Raw genomic sequence first — 18,235 nt, forward strand, 5'->3', positions numbered from 1 at the left:
TAAAATTGGTATATAAATCGCAATTTTATCAGTAAGAAATGATCGAATAATAACTGTATTAAAAATTACAAATATTTTATAGAATTTACGCAAATATTGTTTGACATTGTAATATCTGAGTGATAGAATGTATAAGGATTATTTCTAATAATCTGAATCTATTAATTAATTGAGGCTATTAGCACATAATCGTCCTTTTCGGTTATGTGATTAATATATTTATTAAAAATACAGGAGGTGAACTAATGCCAACAATTAACCAGTTGATCAGACAGGGAAGAACCAAGATTAAACAAAAATCCAAGTCTCCGGCTCTAAGCTACAACTTCAACACTCTTAAGAGAAAAACAGTTGTTAACGAATCTCCACAAAAAAGAGGAGTATGTACTTCTGTAAGAACTGTAACTCCTAAGAAACCTAACTCAGCTCTTAGAAAGATTGCAAGGGTTAGACTTACAAACCAAATGGAAGTTAATGCTTACATTCCGGGTATAGGACATAATCTTCAGGAACACTCCGTTGTTCTAATTAGAGGTGGAAGAGTTAAAGACCTTCCAGGGGTTAGATACCACATTGTTAGAGGTGCACTTGATACCTCTGGGGTTACTGACCGTAAACAAGCAAGATCAAAATACGGTGCAAAAAAACCAAAATAATCTAAATCAGGCGTTAGTGTGGATTGTTTTTTAATAAATATATTACACAAGCGCACGAGACGACATTTTGTCGAGTACCGGAGAAACTACTATTCATGGTAAGGAGGGAAGAAAAGTGCCAAGAAAAGGACATGTACCAAAGAGAGATGTAATACCAGATCCTATGTATGGAGATGTTGTTGTAACTAAGCTTATCAACAATATCATGCTTGACGGTAAAAAAGGTGTTGCACAAAGAATTGTATATGGAGCTTTTAATAATATCCAAGAGCAAACCGGTGAGGAAGCATTGGAAGTATTCTACAAAGCTTTAAATAATATCATGCCGGTTCTTGAAGTTAAAGCACGACGTATAGGTGGTGCGAACTATCAAGTTCCGATTGAAGTTAGACCAGAAAGAAGACAGACGCTAGGATTGAGATGGCTGGTAACTTACGCTCGTAAAAGAGGCGAAAGAACTATGGTTGACAGACTTGCAAAAGAAATCATGGATGCAGCTAATAATACTGGAGCATCAGTCAAAAAACGTGAAGAAGTTCATAAGATGGCTGAAGCTAACAAGGCGTTCGCACATTATAGATTCTAGTTATTAAATAGGAGGAGTTAATACCGTGCCAAGAGAATATTCGTTAGCCAACACTAGAAATATCGGTATAATGGCGCACATAGATGCCGGTAAGACCACCACATCCGAAAGAATCCTTTACTACACAGGAAAGATCCATAAGATGGGAGACACTCATGAGGGTGCCGCTCAAATGGACTGGATGCAACAAGAGCAGGAAAGAGGTATCACAATTACTTCTGCCGCTACTACTTGTATTTGGAACGGGCACAGAATCAATATCATTGATACACCTGGTCACGTTGACTTTACTGTAGAAGTAGAGAGATCGCTTAGAGTATTAGATGGTTCTGTAGCACTTTTTGACGCAAAGAGTGGAGTTGAGCCACAATCCGAAACTGTTTGGAGACAAGCAGACAAATATGGAGTACCAAGGATTTGCTTCATTAATAAAATGGATGCAACAGGAGCTAACTATTTTGACTCAATAGAGACAATTAGAGACAAGCTTCGTGCAAATGCAATTCCTATAGAGCTTCCTATCGGAGCTGAAGATAAGTTTATCGGTGTTGTTAGTCTAATCACGATGAAAGCAACTATCTACAAAAATGACTTGGGAACAGATATTGAAGTAACTGATATCCCTGAAGATCTTGTAGACTTAGCTGAAGAATATAGAGCAAAACTGCTAGACAATATAGCAGAATATGATGAAGAAGTAATGGAAAAATATCTTGAAGGAGAAGAGCTTACAGAAGAGGAAATCATCAGGGCAATTAGAAAAGCAACTATAAGCCTTGCTGTAAACCCGGTTCTATGTGGATCTGCATATAAGAACAAAGGTGTTCAGCCTCTACTGGATGCAATAATCGACTTCATGCCTTCACCACTTGACGTACCTTCTATAAAAGGGATAGATCCAAGTACTGAAGAAGAAAAAGAAAGAGTAGCTTCAGATGAAGAACCTTTCTCAGCATTGGCATTTAAGATTGTTACCGACCCATATGTAGGTAAACTTGCATACTTCAGAGTTTATTCCGGAACAATGGAATCAGGAAGCTATGTTATGAACACTACTAAGGGTAAGAGAGAGAGACTTGGTAGAATTCTTATGATGCATGCGAATAAGAGAGAAGAAATCGACAAGGTTTATGCAGGAGACATCTGTGCTGCAGTAGGCCTTAAAGATACAGGAACAGGAGATACATTATCTGCAATGGATAGCCCAATCATCCTTGAGAAAATGGAATTCCCTGAGCCGGTAATCTCTGTTGCAATCGAGCCTAAGACTAAAGCGTCTCAAGAAAAAATGAGTATTGCATTAGCTAAGCTTGCTGAAGAAGATCCTACTTTTAAAACATATACAAATGAAGAAACAGGTCAAACAATTATCGCAGGAATGGGTGAGCTTCACCTTGAGATAATCGTAGACAGACTTCTAAGAGAGTTTAAAGTAGAGGCCAATGTAGGTAACCCACAAGTTTCTTACAGAGAGTCTATTTCAAAACCTGCAGAAGCAGATGGAAAATACGTTAGACAGTCAGGTGGACGTGGACAATACGGACACTGTAAACTTAGAATTGAACCTAATGAACCTGGTAAAGGATTTGAATTCACCAACAGTATCGTTGGAGGAGCAATCCCTAAAGAATACATCAACTCAGTTAAAGAGGGTATTGAAGAAGCTGTTAACAGCGGACCTCTTGGAGGATACCCAATTCTTGATATCAAAGTTGATCTATACGACGGTTCATACCACGATGTCGACTCTAGTGAGATGGCATTTAAGATAGCAGGTTCAATGGGTCTTAAAGAAGCTGTTCTTAAAGCAGCACCTGTTCTATTAGAACCATATGTTTCTGTAGAAATTTCAACTCCGGACGAATATCTAGGAGATGTTATGGGTGACGTATCCTCAAGAAGAGGGGATATAAAAGGTATGAATCCTAAAGACGGATTCCATATACTTGATGCATTCATTCCACTTTCAGAAATGTTCGGATATGCTACTGACCTTAGATCAAATACTCAAGGTAGAGCAACTTACTCAATGCAATTTGACCACTATGACAAAGTACCACAAAGTATAGCGGACAAAGTATTGGGAGATAAAGAATAAGATTTAATACCATTAATAAAATCATAGTCCCAATTAGGTGACTTAAATAATAAAGAGCTACCAATAGGAGGAGAATAATGGCTAAAGAAAAATTTGAAAGAACCAAACCGCATGTCAATATAGGAACAATAGGACACGTAGACCACGGTAAAACTACATTGACAGCAGCTATAACTTATGTACTAAGCAAGAGATTCGGAACAGGTGAATTTATCGACTATGCACACATAGACAAAGCACCTGAAGAGAGAGAAAGAGGAATCACAATCTCAACATCTCACGTAGAGTATGAAACAGACAAAAGACACTACGCACACGTAGACTGTCCAGGTCACGCCGACTACGTTAAGAACATGATTACCGGAGCAGCACAAATGGACGGAGCAATCCTAGTAGTAAGTGCAGCAGACGGACCAATGCCTCAAACAAGAGAGCATATTCTATTAGCAAGACAAGTAGGTGTACCAAAGATAGTTGTTTTCTTAAACAAAGAAGACCAAGTAGACGATGCAGAACTAATCGAATTAGTTGACATGGAAGTAAGAGATCTACTATCAGAATATGACTTTGATGGAGACAATACACCAATCGTAGTAGGATCAGCATTAAAAGCATTAGAAGATCCAGACGGAGAGTGGGGAGACAAGATAGTAAAACTAATGGAAGAGGTAGACGAGTATATACCACAACCAGAAAGAGATACAGACAAACCATTCTTAATGCCTGTAGAAGACGTATTCTCAATCACAGGAAGAGGAACAGTAGCAACAGGAAGAGTAGACAGAGGAACAATCAAAGTTGGAGATACAGTAGAAATCGTAGGATTAACTGAAGAGTCAAGACAAGTAGTAGTAACAGGAGTAGAAATGTTCAGAAAACTACTTGATCAAGCGGAAGCAGGAGACAACGTAGGACTACTATTAAGAGGTGTACAAAGAAGCGAAATCGAAAGAGGCCAAGTATTAGCTAAACCAGGCTCAATCAAACCTCATACAAAATTCGAATCAGAAGTATACGTATTAACCAAAGATGAGGGTGGAAGACATACACCATTCTTCTCAGGCTACAGACCACAATTCTACTTCACAACAACAGACGTAACCGGAGACATCCAGTTAGCAGAAGGCGTAGAAATGGTAGTACCTGGAGACAACGCAAAGTTCACAATAACACTAATCACACCAATCGCGATTGAAGAAGGACAAAAGTTCTCAATCAGAGAAGGTGGAAGAACAGTTGGAGCCGGAGTTGTAACTAAGGTTATCGAATAATTAGTTAAAACTTTTAATTACCTCGCTTATGATATTCATAAGCGAGGTTTTTTTGCGCTTTTTTATCCTAAAAAAATAATGACATAAAACGAAGAAATCATTTGACACTTTAAAGTAAATGTGTTATTGTATATTGAAAGTTAAATACTGTCATTGAAACCGTTGCGGTGGAGATAAAAATATATGTGCACGTACAGAGAGTAAGCGTTGGTGAGAGCTTGCCGAACGCAGTATATTAAATGGACCACCAAGGGCGCAGTCAAAGGGGAGACCTGAGTATTCTGCGACGTTACAGTTGCGTTAAACTGAGGGATATGTTAGTATCCTGCATGAGGCAGAAGTTGTTTTCTGCAAAACAAGGTGGCACCACGGTTAGATATTAATCCGTTCTTGAGTTTATTCAAGGACGGTTTTTTTATTTAATGTGAGAGGTTAAGATGAGGGTTTAACTAAAACTAACTGGAGGTAAGAAAATGAAAAAAGTACCGTATAAGATTTATTTAAGTGAAGAGGAGATGCCAAAGGTATGGTATAATCTCCAAGCGGATTTAGCTGACCGCTTAACCCCGTTTATTAACCCTGCCAATGGAAAGCCCTGTACAAAAGAAGAATTAATGCAGGTATTCTGTGAAGAATTGGTAGATCAAGAGATGAATAATAAAGATGCATTTATTGAAATCCCGGAAGATGTTAGAAATTATTATTTAATGTATCGTCCATCTCCACTAGTGAGAGCATATTCACTTGAAAAAGCACTTGGAACACCTGCCAATATATACTTTAAATTCGAAGGAATGAATACAAGCGGTTCTCATAAGTTGAACTCAGCAGCTGCCCAGGTTTATTATGCCAAGAAACAAGGCATTACCAAAGTCACAACAGAGACAGGAGCTGGTCAATGGGGAACGGCACTTGCAATGGCTGCAGCACATTTTGAAGTGGACTTATCTGTATACATGGTTAAGATATCAGCAGAACAAAAACCTTACAGAAAAACTATAATGGAAACATATGGTGCAAATGTAATACCGTCACCATCAAATACCACTGAAATTGGAAAACAAATACTTAGTGAACATCCGAATACGGGAGGTTCGCTTGGATGTGCCATATCGGAAGCGCTGGAAGTTGCGGCAAACACTGAAAACTGTAGGTATGTCCTTGGAAGTGTTTTAAATCATGTACTTTTACACCAATCGATTATAGGAATGGAGACAAAAATAGCACTTGAAAAATACGGAATTAGACCGGATATTATGATCGGATGCGCTGGAGGAGGCTCCAATTTAGGTGGATTTATCGCTCCATACATGGGTGAATATCTAAATGGCAGAAAAGATATTAGATTTATCGCCGTCGAACCGACTTCTTGTCCCTCTCTAACCAGAGGTAAATTCACCCTTGACTTTGGAGACACCGGTAAAACAACTCCACTTATTAAAATGTATACCTTGGGCAATGGATTCATACCGTCACCTAACCATTCAGGAGGACTTAGATATCATGGAATGAGTCCTATAATTTCGGAACTTAAACATGGAGGAGAAATAGAAGCAAGAGCATACGGACAAACTGAAATATTCGATGCAGCAGTATTTTTCTCTAAACATGAAGGAATTCTACCAGCCCCAGAATCTGCCCACGCCATTAAAGCAGCAATAGATGAAGCGCTACTATGCAAAGAAACCAAAGAAGAAAAAAACATAGTATTCGCCCTAACCGGAACAGGTACCTTCGACTTGGCTGCCTACAGCGCCTACCACGCCGGAAACCTAACCGACCATATCCCGACCGACGAAGAACTGGAAAGAGGATTCGCAACAATCTAAGATATCCAAGATAAATTAAACAATCTAAAAATAAAGTTGTATCAGATTACTCAAAATCTGATACAACTTTTTTAATCCTCGACTAATTCCTAAATACTTAATATAATAAACGGGGTCAGGCTACACAAATTTACTTTTATGAATAATATACTGAATGAAAGAATAATTATCAACACACTCAACACCAGGAATAAAAATATTAAAGGTAGCACGAAGTATGAAAATGCCAAGATATAATGAATATATATAAGTAAAAAGCAACATAATGAAGCCTGACGACGTTTAATATACTAAACTTCGGCGGAGAGTGTTTTTAGGGAGGGAAAGGGGGTGTAGGAGATGTTAAGATTTTGTAATAATTCTTTTTGTGTTTTCAATTTTTTACAGAAAAAACTTGCATAGGATGTGCTTATGTTGTATTATATATGGGTGCCCAAGATAGAAAGGCGATGAAGCAAGAGGTTGCTTGGCAAAGAAAACTTGATAGTTTCAATAATTCAAGGGCTTAAACCAGGGTAATTTTTGCGGAGTATGTTCGAATTAAATTCGGGCGAGGGAATCACCAAATGACGAAAGTCATTTTTTTAAAGGCTCGGTTTGGCACACCCGGGCGAGTGTATCGGTGGAAGCCTCGAAAATATCAGGAGGTAGAAAGTAGTAATGGCAAAACAAAAAATCAGAATCAGATTGAGAGCTTATGATCATGAGATCATAGATCAATCAGCACAAAAAATCGTTGAAGCGGTTAAGAGAACTGACGCTAAAGTTTCAGGTCCAATCCCGCTACCAACAGAGATCGAAATCATCACTATACTAAGAGCGGTTCATAAGTATAAGGATTCTAGAGAGCAGTTCGAGCAAAGAACTCATAAGAGATTAATCGATATTATCGAACCGAATCCTAAGACATTAGACGCACTTAAAAAGCTGAACCTACCAGCCGGTGTTGATATCGAAATAAAGTTATAGTAGGTCTTAGTACGATTGTTTAAACAATCCGCTGTAAGTAATTGGAGGTGTAGTTTTTGAAAGGAATATTAGGTAAAAAAATCGGTATGACTCAAATTTTCCTAGAAGATGGAAGAGTCGTTCCAGTAACAGTTGTAGAAGCCGGTCCTATGATAGTGACTCAGGTTAAGACTGTAGACAATGATGGATATAATTCAATTCAAGTTGGGTATATCGACAGAAAAGAAAAGCATATGACTCAACCGCTGAGAGGTCATTTTGACAAAGTTGAAATCGGCTACAAGAAGTATTTAAGAGAGTTCAGAGTTGATGATGCGTCTGCGTATAATACCGGAGACGAAATCAAGGTAGATATTTTCAGCGAAGATGACAAGGTAGACGTAATTGGAACTTCAAAGGGTAAAGGAACTCAAGGCCCTATTAAGAGACACAATTACAGCAGAGGTCCTGAATCTCACGGATCTAAATCACACAGGGTCGGTGGTGCAAGAGCGGCAGGTGCTTATCCGGGTAGAGTTTTCAAAGGACGTAAAGGCGCAGGCAAGATGGGTAACGAGAGAGTGACAGTCCAAAATCTATCAATTGTAAGAATTGATGCTGATAAGAATCTTATTCTCCTAAAAGGTGCTATTCCAGGACCTAAGGGTGGACTTGTAACTATAAAAGAGACTGTCAAGTCCAATAAGTAATTGAAGGAGGATAGACATGACTAAGGTTAATGTTTTAAATATGGCCGGCGAAACAGTCGGTGACATAGAGCTAAGTGATGATGTATTTGCAGTAGAAATCTGTGAACACGCAGTTTATGAAGCTGTAAAGAATCACCTGGCTAACAGAAGACAAGGAACTCAGTCAGCAAAGACACGTTCTGAAGTTAGAGGCGGAGGAAGAAAGCCTTGGAGACAAAAAGGAACTGGTCGTGCTAGACAAGGTAGTATTAGATCTCCACAATGGAGAGGCGGTGGAGTGGTATTTGCTCCGAAGCCAAGAGATTACAGTTATGCAATTCCTAAGAAAGTTAAAAGACTTGCACTAAAATCTGTGTTAACTTCAAAAGTTAATGAAGGTGAATTAATAGTTCTTGATAACTTAAGCTTGGATGCAATAAGCACAAAGTCTGCTATAAATGTTCTTGAAAAAATCGGCGTAGCTACTAAAGCTATAGTAGTTGTTGAAGAAAACAACGAAAATATCGTTAGATCATTCAAGAATATACCAAATGTTAAGACTGCAGTTGCTAATAACATAAATGTATACGACATTATAAATCACAATGTGATGGTAATTACAAAAGACGCAGTTAAAGTCGTCGAGGAGGTGTATGCATAATGACAACTCCACATGATATTATAATAAGACCGCTTATCACAGAAAGGTCAATGGACGATATGGCATTAGGAAAGTATTCTTTCCAAGTTGACAGAAGAGCTAATAAGACTGAAGTTAAAAAAGCTGTTGAAACCATTTTCGGAGTAAAAGTTAAAAGCGTAAACACTATGAATATGAAAGGCAAGACAAAGAGACAGGGTGTGCATCAAGGTAGAAGACCTAACTGGAAAAAAGCCATCGTGACTCTCACAGAAGATTCAAAAACAATTGAATTCTTTGAAGGTATGTAATTAAGAGGAGGAACTGTTAATGGCAATTAGAAAATATAAAGCTACTTCTCCGGGACTACGTTCAATGAGCGTTATAAAGTTTAGTGATGATATTACTAAAACTAAGCCTGAAAAATCTCTAACAACAAGTTTGGACAATTCCGGCGGAAGAAACTCTTACGGAAGAACAACTGTTAGATTTAGAGGCGGCGGAGCTAAGAGAAGATATAGAATAATAGATTTTAAAAGAGATAAAGACGGTGTACCTGGAAAAGTTGCAGCTATCGAATACGATCCAAACAGAACTGCGAATATAGCTCTTATCCATTACTTAGATGGTGAGAAAAGATATATTCTAGCTCCTAACGGATTAAAAGTAGGTGCAATGATTGAATCAGGTCCTGACGCAGATATAGTTGTTGGAAATGCACTTCCGCTAGCTAATATCCCGGTTGGTACTATGGTACACAATATAGAAATGAAACCTGGTAAAGGTGGACAAATAGCTAGAACAGCTGGTGCTGAAGCTCAAATTATGGCTAAAGAAGGTAGATTTGCTCAACTTAGAATGCCATCAGGAGAATTCAGATTAATCCATTTAGAGTGTAGAGCTACAGTAGGACAAGTTGGTAATATTTCTCATGAGCTTGTAACTATCGGTAAAGCCGGAAGAAGCAGACATATGGGTAAGAGACCACATGTTAGAGGTTCTGCGATGAACCCTGTAGACCATCCACACGGTGGTGGTGAAGGTAGAGCTCCAATAGGTAGACCTGCACCTTCAACTCCATGGGGTAAACCGGCACTAGGACTTAAGACTAGAGCTAAGAACAAGAAATCTGACGCTTATATAGTCAGAAGAAGACCTAAATAGAGCAAGGAGGAACTGATGAGTAGATCTATTAAGAAAGGACCTTTTTGTGACGATCACTTAATGAAAAAGGTTGAAGAACTAAACGCAAAAAACGACAAAAAAGTTATCAAAACTTGGTCACGTCGTTCTACTATATTCCCTGAGTTCGTTGGACACACTATAGCTGTTCACGATGGGAGAAAACACCTACCGATTTATATCACTGAAGATATGGTCGGACATAAGCTTGGTGAGTTTGTACCAACCAGAACTTATAAAGGTCATGCCGGAAAGAACGAAAAGGCATCTAAAGTGAGATAAGGAGGTAATTCAGAATGGCCAATGAAGCAAGAGCTGAAGCTAAATATTTGCGAATATCACCTCTAAAGGTAAACTTCATCTGCAAAGAGATAAGAGGTAAACAAGTTGATGAAGCATTATCTATCCTAAGATTTACACCTAAAAAAGGTGCTAGACTTTTGGAGAAGGTATTGAACTCAGCAATCGCAAACGCAGAGCATAATTTTAATTTAGATAGAGAACACCTATACGTTGATAAGGCTTATGCCAACAACGCACCAGTGATGAAAAGATGGAGACCAAAAGCTAAAGGAGCTGCATATCCAATCTTGAAGAGAAGTAGTCATATAGGAGTTGTAGTTAGAGAAATAGAGCAGGAGGACAGATAATGGGTCAAAAAGTACATCCTCATGGTTTAAGAGTTGGAATCATAAAAGATTGGGATTCAAAATGGTTTGCTGATAAAGAAGAATTCGGTGATTTACTAGTTGAAGACCATAAAGTAAGAGAGTTAATCAAAAAAGAAACTCATCTTTCAGGAGTTTCAAAAGTTGAAATAGAAAGAGCTTCTAAGAGAATAAAAGTAACTATCTACACTGCAAAACCAGGTATGGTTATCGGTAAAGGTGGAGCTGGAGTAGAAGAACTTAGAAAGAAATTAGAAAAACTTACAGACAAATCAGTTATAGTAAATATCGAAGAAATCAAAAACCAAGATACAAATGCTCAATTAGTAGCTGAAAATATTGCTGGACAACTTGAAAGACGTATTTCTTTCAGAAGAGCAATGAAACAGTCCATCCAAAGATCAATGAGAGCTGGAGTTAAAGGTATCAAAACTCAGGTATCAGGTAGGGTTGGTGGAGCCGACATGGCTAGAACCGAAGGTTACAGCGAAGGTACAATTCCTCTACAAACTCTAAGAGCAGACATCGATTACGGATTTGCTGAAGCAGATACAACTTATGGAAAAATCGGTGTTAAAGTATGGCTTTACAAAGGCGAAATTCTTCCAGGAATGAAAGCTGTAGAAGAAACTGCTGATAAAAAAGCTAAGAGAAGACCAAATAGAAGAAACAGAGACAATACCAGAGGCAGAAAAGACTCAGGTAAGAAGTTTAATAAAAGAGACGCACAATAATTAGAACATAGGAAGGGGGAACAACTATGTTGATACCTAAGAGAGTTAAGTATCGTAGAGTCCACAGAGGTAGAATGACAGGACTTGCTCATAAAGGTAATACAATCACTTATGGTGAGTATGGCCTGCAAGCACTAGAGCCTTTCTGGATGACTGCGAATCAAATAGAGGCTGCTAGACGAGCCATGACCAGACATATAAAAAGAGGCGGGAATGTTTGGATTAAAGTATTCCCGGACAAACCGGTAACTAAGAAACCAGCTGAAGTTAGAATGGGTTCCGGAAAAGGTGCTCCTGAGTACTGGGTAGCTGTTGTTAAACCGGGTAGAGTACTATTTGAAATGGGTGGAGTTGATGAGGATATAGCAAGAGAAGCTATGAGACTTGCAGCTCACAAACTACCAATTAAAACCAAGTTTATAGCAAGAGAAGAAGCTACCGAGAAGGATGGTGAAGCTTAATGAAACCAGCTGAAATCAGAAAGTTAAATGATAATGATTTAAATGCTAAATTAAGTGATCTTAAGGTTGAACTTTTCAACCTACGTTTCCAACATGCAACAGGTCAATTAGATAATCCACTGCTTATTAAAGGCATAAAAAAGGATATTGCTAGAGTTAAGACCATTGTAAGAGAACGTGAACTTAATATCGGGAAGGAGGCTTAATCTATATGGAAAGAAATAGTCGTAAAACCATGATAGGAACAGTCGTTTCCGACAAAATGGATAAAACAATAGTGGTTGAGATTTCAACTTTCGTAACTCATCCGCTTTATAAAAAACAAATCAAAAGAACTAATAAATTCTCAGCTCATGATGAAAACAATGAGTGTGGAATCGGTGATAGAGTAAGAATAATGGAGACAAGACCAATTTCTAAGAACAAAAGATGGAGACTTGTCGACATAATAGAAAAAGCGAAGTAATTTAGTCCGGAGGAGGCTTAACATGATACAAACTGAGAGTCGAATGAGAGTTGCAGACAATTCGGGCGCTAGAGAACTTCTGGTAATTAGAGTTTTAGGCGGTACAAATAAAAAGTATGCAAGAATCGGAGACATAGTAGTCTGTACTGTTAAAAGTGCAGCACCAGGCGGAGTTGTAAAGAAAAGTGAAATCGTCAAAGCCGTAGTAGTTAGAACTAAAGACGGAGTTAAGAGAAATGACGGATCATACATCAAATTCGATGACAATGCCGCTGTTATAATAAAAGATGATAAAAACCCAGTGGGTACTAGAATTTTCGGACCAGTAACCAGAGAGCTTCGTGCAGGAAACTTTATGAGGATCATATCTCTGGCTCCGGAAGTGCTTTAGTTAGGAGGCTTGAAGATGCGAATAAAAACCGGTGATACGGTAGTCGTGATTGCAGGTAAGAGTAAAGGCGTAAAAGGACAAGTTCTTAAATACTCTGCTAAGACAAACAAGGTTATCGTTGAAGGAGCTAATATACAAACCAGACATACTAAACCAAGAGGACCAAAAAACCCCGGAGGAATTGTAAAGTCAGAAGGCGGCATAGATATTTCAAATGTAATGCTATACTGTTCAAAATGTGATGCCGGCAGAAGATTTTCAAATGTGGTTGATTCAAATGGAAACAAATCTAGAGTCTGCGTTAAGTGTAATAGCAAACTCGATAAATAATTGAAAGGAAGGGTAGAATAATGACTTCCAGATTAAAGGAAAAATACATTAATGAGGTAATTCCAGCACTTATGGAAAAGTTCGAATATAAGAACGTTATGGAAGTGCCAAAATTAAATAAAATAATTATTAATATGGGCGTTGGAGTTGCTAAGGACAATCCTAAGGCTCTAGAGAACGCAGTTAACGAAATTCAAATAATCACAGGACAAAAACCTGTTATAACAAAAGCTAAAAAATCTATAGCTAACTTTAAACTTAGAGAAGGCATGAGCATAGGTGCAAAAACCACTCTAAGAGGCGAAAAAATGTACGACTTCTTAGACAAACTAGTTAGTGTTTCACTACCTCGTGTTAGAGACTTTAGAGGAGTAAGCGCTACTTCATTTGATGGTAGAGGTAATTATGCGCTTGGTATTAAAGAGCAACTTATTTTCCCTGAAATTGTATACGATCAAATAGATGAAATCAGAGGAATGGATATAGCGATTGTTACTACAGCAAAAACTGACGAGGAAGCCAAGGCTTTCTTAGAGTTAATGGGAATGCCTTTTAAGAAATAAGGAGGATTTATCTTGGCAAAAAAATCAATGATTGCAAAGCAAAAGAGACCTGCAAAGTTTAGCACAAGAGAGTACTCAAGATGCAAAATTTGTGGACGACCTCATGCTTATTTAAGAAAATATGGAGTTTGCCGTATATGCTTTAGAGAACTTGCGTATAGAGGTGAAATACCAGGAGTTAGAAAAGCCAGCTGGTAATATCGAGGGGAGGTATAAAATATGATAACAGATCCTATAGCGGATATGCTAACAAGAATAAGAAACGGAAATGATGCAAGACATGCTTCTGTTGAAATTCCCGCTTCAAAAGTGAAGAAGGACCTCGCTCAGATACTTCTAGACGAGGGTTATATAAATGGATACAATGTAACTGAAGATGAAGTTCAAGGAACAATAACCGTAGATTTAAAATACGGACCTAATGATGAAAAAGTCATCTCAGGAATAAGAAGAATCTCCAGACCGGGTTTAAGAGTATATGTTAAGAACAAAGAAGTTCCTAAAGTACTTGGAGGTCTCGGAATTGCGATAATTTCTACATCTAAGGGTATTGTTACCGATAGAGTAGCTAGAGCAGAAGGAGTTGGTGGAGAGGTAATCTGTTACGTTTGGTAATTGATTAACTCGCACGCGGAACCTATCGGTTTCGATAAGCTATGACAAGGAGGAAATAACATGTCAAGAATAGGCTTGAAGCCAATAGATATCCCACAAGGCGTTGAAGTCAAAATCGGTGATAATAATCTAGTAGAAGTTAAAGGCCCAAAGGGAAATCTATCAGAGCAAATAGATAAAGGTATTAAAATAGAATTAAATGAAGGTGTAATCACTCTTGAAAGACCTTCAGAAACAAAAAAATATAAGTCACTTCATGGACTTTCAAGAACACTTATAGCTAACATGATAGACGGTGTAACTAATGGTTATGAAAAGAAACTAATCATTGAAGGAACAGGTTACAGAGCTGCAAAAGCTGGTAAGAAACTTACTTTAAACCTTGGATACTCTCATCCAATAGAGATGGAAGATCCTGAAGGAATCGAAGTTGAAGTTCCTGGTCCAAACCAAATCATAGTTAGAGGTATTAATAAACAACAAGTTGGCAATTATGCCGCTAATATTAGAGATCATAGAAGACCTGAACCATACAAGGGTAAAGGTGTTAAATATGAAGGCGAATACATCAGACGTAAAGTCGGTAAGACCGGTAAGTAGAAAGGAGTGAGCGTAGATGCTAAAAGTTGTTAATAAACAAGGAAACAGAAAAGCAAGACATGCAAGAGTAAGAAAGAAGCTAAGCGGAACTCCTGATAAACCTAGATTAACGGTATACAAGAGTAACACTAATATATATGCTCAGTTAGTTGATGATACTACTGGCACGACACTAGCTCAAGCCTCAACTCTTGACGCTGAGTTCAAATCAGACGTTAAGACAAATGCTAATAAAGAATCTGCAAAAAAGGTTGGAGAACTTATTGGTAAAAGAGCTCAAGAAAAAGGAATCTCTGAGGCTGTGTTCGACAGAAGCGGTTACAAGTACCATGGTAAAGTTAAAGAACTTGCTGACGGTGCTAGAGAAGCCGGACTTAAATTTTAGTTTAGGGAGGTAGAATTTTGGAACAATTTAATAAAAATACAGATAACCTGGAACTAGAAGAAAGAGTCGTACACATAGGTCGTGTTACCAAAGTTGTACGAGGTGGTAGAAACTTCAGATTCAGCGCACTTGTAGTAGTAGGTGACGGCAAGGGTAGAGTTGGAGTTGGAACAGGAAAAGCTCAAGAGGTTCCTGAGGCCATCAGAAAAGGCATCCAGGATGCAAAGAAAAAAATGATAACAGTACCAATAGTTAATACTACGATTCCTCACGAAGTTCTTGGAGTATTTGGAGCAGGAAAAGTTCTTCTTAAACCGGCAGCAGAAGGTACCGGAGTTATTGCCGGTGGTGCAGTACGTGCGGTATGTGAGCTTGCAGGTATCAAGGACGTACGTTCTAAATCACTTGGAACTGCTAATCCTAGAAACATAGTAAATGCTACTATCGAAGGTTTTAAAAACTTAAAAAGAGCAGAAGACGTAGCCAGACTAAGAGGTAAATCAGTAGAAGAAATTCTGGGATAGGAGGCTTTAGTTAAATGCTAAGAATTAAACTAATAAGAAGTAATATCGGTAGAATAGAAAAGCATAAAAAGACAGTGGAGGCACTTGGTCTTAAAAAAATAGGTCAAGTAGTCGAAAAACCAGACAACCCTCAAATTAGAGGAATGATCGATACTGTAAGATTTATGCTAGAAGTTGAGGAAATCTAGTTAGGAGGTGTAAAATTGAAATTACACAATTTAAAGCCGGCTAAAGGTGGAGAAGTTAAAGAAAGAAAAAGAGTCGGTCGTGGTCATGGTTCAGGATGGGGAACACAATCAGGAAGAGGACACGATGGACAAAACGCACGTAGTGGCGGTGGCGTAAGACCTGGATTTGAAGGAGGTCAAATGCCATTATTTAGGAGACTTCCTAAAAGAGGATTCACCAATCCTTTCTCAAAGCAGTATGAATATGTAAATGTAAAAGACTTAGATAGATTTGAAGACGGAACTGAAATCACACCAGAATTATTAGTAGAATCCGGACTTATTAAACCAAATAAGATGAAAGACGGAGTTAAGATAATGGGTGATGGAGAAATAAGCAAAAAGCTTACCGTAAAAGCTCATAAGTTTACAAAAAGTGCAGAAGAGAAAATAAATGCTGCTGGAGGAAAGGTAGAGGTGATTTAAGATGTTTCAGACATTAAAGAATGCCTGGAAGGTTGATGAAATCAGAAAAAAACTAATATTCACATTATTGATGTTAGTTATTTTCAGACTTGGAAATGCGATACCTGTTCCTTTTGTAGATAGAAATGTATTAACGCAATTGTATCAGTACACTGAAGGTAATCTATTATCGTTCATGAACCTTTTAACCGGGGGAGCATTAGGAGAATTTACAATTTTTGCGATGAGTATTTATCCGTACATCACCGCATCAATCATATTGCAATTACTTACTATTGCAATCCCACGTCTTGAGGAACTTTCTAAAGAAGGTGAAGCAGGACAAAAGAAGATCCAACAGTATACAAGAATCGGTGCAGTTGTATTAGGAGTTTTCCAAGCACTTGGAATTTCCGGTAAATTATTTGCAAGAGCTGTTGTAGCTAAAGGATTTTTGGAGCAAGCATCTATCATCGTAGTTCTAATTGCAGGAACAATGTTCTTGGTTTGGTTGGGTGACTTAATAACTGAAAAAGGAATCGGTAATGGTATCTCAATGCTTATCTTTGCAGGTATCATCTCAAGACTTCCTCATTCATTTATTTACTGGACCCAAGGAGTAATACAAGGTAAAATCAATCCTATCAATGCTATATTAATGCTTATCATTGTAGTAGTCGTAGTAGCCGGGGTTGTAATAATAGCCGAAGGTGAACGTAGAATAAATGTACAGTATGCTAAGAGAGTTGTCGGAAGAAAGATGTATGGTGGACAAGCTACTCATATTCCAATAAAGGTAAATATGGGTGGTGTAATGCCTGTAATCTTCACTTCATCTCTTTTACAATTACCATCTATGCTTGGAATGCTAATTGGTGGAGGATTTGGAGAATTTGTCAATAAGTACTTCTCACCTCAACAAAACCCGGGCATAATTATAACTAACATACTTGCTGTAATCCTGATTATACTATTTGCATTCTTCTATACTGCAATTCAGTTTAATACAGTTGAGTATTCTAAAAACTTACAACAACAAGGTGGATTTATACCGGGAATCAGACCGGGTAGACCAACCAGTGATTATATGGGTAAAATCTCAAACAGAATAACCTTCATAGGAGCTATTGCATTGGCAATACTATATGTATTACCGGCAATACTATCCGCCATATTTAAGCTACCAATCAGTTTTGGTGGAACTGCTATAATAATCGTAGTTGGGGTTGTTCTTGAGACATTCAAACAAATGGAATCAATGCTACTCATGAGACATTACAAGGGATTTTTGAACAAATAGATTAAGGAGATGGTGAAATGAAATTAATTTTACTTGGACCACCCGGAGCCGGAAAAGGAACTCAGGCGGCTAACCTAATAAATAGTTTAAATATTCCACATATTTCCACAGGAGATATCTTCCGTGCTAATATAAAGAATGAAACTGAGCTAGGCAAAGAAGTCAAGTCTTATTTAGATGAAGGCAGACTTGTTCCCGATGAATTAACTACTAGAGTTGTTTGGGACAGACTAGATCAAGAAGACTGTAAAGATGGATTTTTACTAGACGGATTTCCAAGAACAATTCCTCAAGCTGAAGCTCTTAAACAGGGCTTAGTAGAAAGAGGACTTAAACTTGATAGAGTAATCAATGTCGATGTTGAAAAAGATGTTTTAGTTAAAAGACTAGCTGGTAGAAGGGTCTGTAAAAACTGTGGTGCAACATATCATGTAGCAGGTAAACCAACAAAAGTTGAAGGAATTTGCGATGTATGTAACTCAGAAGTTATCCAAAGAGATGATGACAAAGAAGAGACGGTTCTAAATAGAATTGAGGTTTACGAGAATCAAACAAAACCTTTAATCGACTATTACACCGAAGAAGGGCTCATCTTAACAGTTGATGGTACAAAACCTATTGACGAGCTCTCCGGGGAAATATTAGATGCTCTTAAGTAGAGTAATTG

28 protein-coding genes are annotated in these 18,235 nt (G+C 38.0%); all 28 read left to right on the forward strand.

The genetic code is table 11. The annotated features are described in order from the left end of the window. Positions 1 to 245 precede the first annotated feature (245 nt). The 28 genes from rpsL (at position 246) to VZL98_03465 (ending at position 18,227) form a co-directional block, all read left to right on the forward strand. Positions 246 to 656, forward strand: coding sequence for a 30S ribosomal protein S12 (gene rpsL / locus VZL98_03330; protein ID WVH64001.1), 411 nt, complete (start codon positions 246 to 248; stop codon positions 654 to 656). Positions 657 to 771: 115 nt separating this feature from the next. Continuing rightward, on the forward strand, positions 772 to 1,242 hold the full coding sequence (rpsG, locus tag VZL98_03335) for a 30S ribosomal protein S7 (protein WVH64002.1): 471 nt from the start codon (positions 772 to 774) through the stop codon (positions 1,240 to 1,242). A gap of 25 nt (positions 1,243 to 1,267) precedes the next feature. Then, positions 1,268 to 3,340 (forward strand): elongation factor G, encoded by a 2,073-nt coding sequence (fusA, locus tag VZL98_03340; GenBank protein WVH64003.1) that lies wholly within the window; start codon positions 1,268 to 1,270, stop codon positions 3,338 to 3,340. Between the two features lie 77 nt (positions 3,341 to 3,417). Next, the gene (gene tuf, locus VZL98_03345; protein ID WVH64004.1) at positions 3,418 to 4,611 is read left to right on the forward strand and encodes an elongation factor Tu; all 1,194 of its coding nucleotides are present in this window, start codon (positions 3,418 to 3,420) and stop codon (positions 4,609 to 4,611) included. Positions 4,612 to 5,084: 473 nt separating this feature from the next. Continuing rightward, complete coding sequence (locus VZL98_03350; GenBank protein WVH64005.1) at positions 5,085 to 6,440, forward strand: TrpB-like pyridoxal phosphate-dependent enzyme; 1,356 nt, start codon at positions 5,085 to 5,087, stop codon at positions 6,438 to 6,440. 660 nt (positions 6,441 to 7,100) lie between these two features. Then, positions 7,101 to 7,409, forward strand: coding sequence for a 30S ribosomal protein S10 (rpsJ, locus tag VZL98_03355; protein ID WVH64006.1), 309 nt, complete (start codon positions 7,101 to 7,103; stop codon positions 7,407 to 7,409). Between the two features lie 56 nt (positions 7,410 to 7,465). After that, positions 7,466 to 8,098, forward strand: coding sequence for a 50S ribosomal protein L3 (rplC, locus tag VZL98_03360; protein WVH64007.1), 633 nt, complete (start codon positions 7,466 to 7,468; stop codon positions 8,096 to 8,098). A 16-nt stretch (positions 8,099 to 8,114) separates the two neighbouring features. Next, the gene (gene rplD, locus VZL98_03365; GenBank protein WVH64008.1) at positions 8,115 to 8,738 is read left to right on the forward strand and encodes a 50S ribosomal protein L4; all 624 of its coding nucleotides are present in this window, start codon (positions 8,115 to 8,117) and stop codon (positions 8,736 to 8,738) included. After that, entirely contained in the window at positions 8,738 to 9,028 is a 291-nt protein-coding gene (gene rplW, locus VZL98_03370) for a 50S ribosomal protein L23 (GenBank protein ID WVH64009.1), read from the forward strand. The genes rplD and rplW overlap by 1 nt, the downstream gene beginning before the upstream one ends. Positions 9,029 to 9,047: 19 nt before the next feature. Next, positions 9,048 to 9,881 (forward strand): 50S ribosomal protein L2, encoded by an 834-nt coding sequence (gene rplB / locus VZL98_03375; protein WVH64010.1) that lies wholly within the window; start codon positions 9,048 to 9,050, stop codon positions 9,879 to 9,881. 15 nt (positions 9,882 to 9,896) lie between these two features. After that, positions 9,897 to 10,181, forward strand: coding sequence for a 30S ribosomal protein S19 (rpsS, locus tag VZL98_03380; GenBank protein WVH64011.1), 285 nt, complete (start codon positions 9,897 to 9,899; stop codon positions 10,179 to 10,181). Positions 10,182 to 10,195: 14 nt separating this feature from the next. Next, positions 10,196 to 10,549 (forward strand): 50S ribosomal protein L22, encoded by a 354-nt coding sequence (gene rplV / locus VZL98_03385; GenBank protein ID WVH64012.1) that lies wholly within the window; start codon positions 10,196 to 10,198, stop codon positions 10,547 to 10,549. After that, the gene (gene rpsC, locus VZL98_03390; protein ID WVH64013.1) at positions 10,549 to 11,301 is read left to right on the forward strand and encodes a 30S ribosomal protein S3; all 753 of its coding nucleotides are present in this window, start codon (positions 10,549 to 10,551) and stop codon (positions 11,299 to 11,301) included. The genes rplV and rpsC overlap by 1 nt, the downstream gene beginning before the upstream one ends. A 26-nt stretch (positions 11,302 to 11,327) precedes the next feature. Continuing rightward, positions 11,328 to 11,762 (forward strand): 50S ribosomal protein L16, encoded by a 435-nt coding sequence (gene rplP, locus VZL98_03395; GenBank protein WVH64014.1) that lies wholly within the window; start codon positions 11,328 to 11,330, stop codon positions 11,760 to 11,762. Beyond that, a complete protein-coding gene (gene rpmC, locus VZL98_03400) occupies positions 11,762 to 11,968 on the forward strand; it encodes a 50S ribosomal protein L29 (protein WVH64015.1) in 207 nt (68 codons plus the stop codon). The genes rplP and rpmC overlap by 1 nt, the downstream gene beginning before the upstream one ends. Before the next feature lie 5 nt (positions 11,969 to 11,973). Next, the gene (gene rpsQ, locus VZL98_03405) at positions 11,974 to 12,228 is read left to right on the forward strand and encodes a 30S ribosomal protein S17 (GenBank protein WVH64016.1); all 255 of its coding nucleotides are present in this window, start codon (positions 11,974 to 11,976) and stop codon (positions 12,226 to 12,228) included. 22 nt (positions 12,229 to 12,250) lie between these two features. Next, positions 12,251 to 12,619 (forward strand): 50S ribosomal protein L14, encoded by a 369-nt coding sequence (gene rplN / locus VZL98_03410; GenBank protein ID WVH64017.1) that lies wholly within the window; start codon positions 12,251 to 12,253, stop codon positions 12,617 to 12,619. 15 nt (positions 12,620 to 12,634) lie between these two features. Further along, the gene (gene rplX, locus VZL98_03415; protein ID WVH64018.1) at positions 12,635 to 12,949 is read left to right on the forward strand and encodes a 50S ribosomal protein L24; all 315 of its coding nucleotides are present in this window, start codon (positions 12,635 to 12,637) and stop codon (positions 12,947 to 12,949) included. A gap of 20 nt (positions 12,950 to 12,969) precedes the next feature. After that, on the forward strand, positions 12,970 to 13,512 hold the full coding sequence (gene rplE / locus VZL98_03420; GenBank protein ID WVH64019.1) for a 50S ribosomal protein L5: 543 nt from the start codon (positions 12,970 to 12,972) through the stop codon (positions 13,510 to 13,512). Positions 13,513 to 13,524: 12 nt separating this feature from the next. Further along, entirely contained in the window at positions 13,525 to 13,710 is a 186-nt protein-coding gene (locus VZL98_03425) for a type Z 30S ribosomal protein S14 (protein WVH64020.1), read from the forward strand. Positions 13,711 to 13,731: 21 nt separating this feature from the next. Further along, positions 13,732 to 14,127, forward strand: coding sequence for a 30S ribosomal protein S8 (gene rpsH / locus VZL98_03430; protein WVH64021.1), 396 nt, complete (start codon positions 13,732 to 13,734; stop codon positions 14,125 to 14,127). A 60-nt stretch (positions 14,128 to 14,187) separates the two neighbouring features. Next, positions 14,188 to 14,727: a 50S ribosomal protein L6 gene (gene rplF / locus VZL98_03435; GenBank protein WVH64022.1), complete on the forward strand. Its 540-nt coding sequence runs from the start codon at positions 14,188 to 14,190 to the stop codon at positions 14,725 to 14,727. A 16-nt stretch (positions 14,728 to 14,743) separates the two neighbouring features. Beyond that, entirely contained in the window at positions 14,744 to 15,112 is a 369-nt protein-coding gene (rplR, locus tag VZL98_03440) for a 50S ribosomal protein L18 (protein WVH64023.1), read from the forward strand. Positions 15,113 to 15,129: 17 nt separating this feature from the next. Further along, positions 15,130 to 15,636 (forward strand): 30S ribosomal protein S5, encoded by a 507-nt coding sequence (rpsE, locus tag VZL98_03445; protein ID WVH64024.1) that lies wholly within the window; start codon positions 15,130 to 15,132, stop codon positions 15,634 to 15,636. A 14-nt stretch (positions 15,637 to 15,650) separates the two neighbouring features. Next, entirely contained in the window at positions 15,651 to 15,824 is a 174-nt protein-coding gene (gene rpmD / locus VZL98_03450; GenBank protein ID WVH64025.1) for a 50S ribosomal protein L30, read from the forward strand. A 15-nt stretch (positions 15,825 to 15,839) separates the two neighbouring features. Next, positions 15,840 to 16,289 (forward strand): 50S ribosomal protein L15, encoded by a 450-nt coding sequence (gene rplO, locus VZL98_03455; protein WVH64026.1) that lies wholly within the window; start codon positions 15,840 to 15,842, stop codon positions 16,287 to 16,289. Between the two features lies 1 nt (position 16,290). Then, on the forward strand, positions 16,291 to 17,568 hold the full coding sequence (secY, locus tag VZL98_03460; GenBank protein ID WVH64027.1) for a preprotein translocase subunit SecY: 1,278 nt from the start codon (positions 16,291 to 16,293) through the stop codon (positions 17,566 to 17,568). A gap of 17 nt (positions 17,569 to 17,585) precedes the next feature. Beyond that, positions 17,586 to 18,227, forward strand: a complete 642-nt coding sequence (locus VZL98_03465; protein WVH64028.1) for an adenylate kinase — start codon at positions 17,586 to 17,588, stop codon at positions 18,225 to 18,227. Positions 18,228 to 18,235: the final 8 nt, after the last annotated feature.

The sequence above is a fragment of the Peptoniphilaceae bacterium AMB_02 genome (assembly GCA_036321625.1).
Classification (GTDB): Bacteria; Bacillota; Clostridia; order Tissierellales; family Peptoniphilaceae; genus Microaceticoccus; species Microaceticoccus formicicus.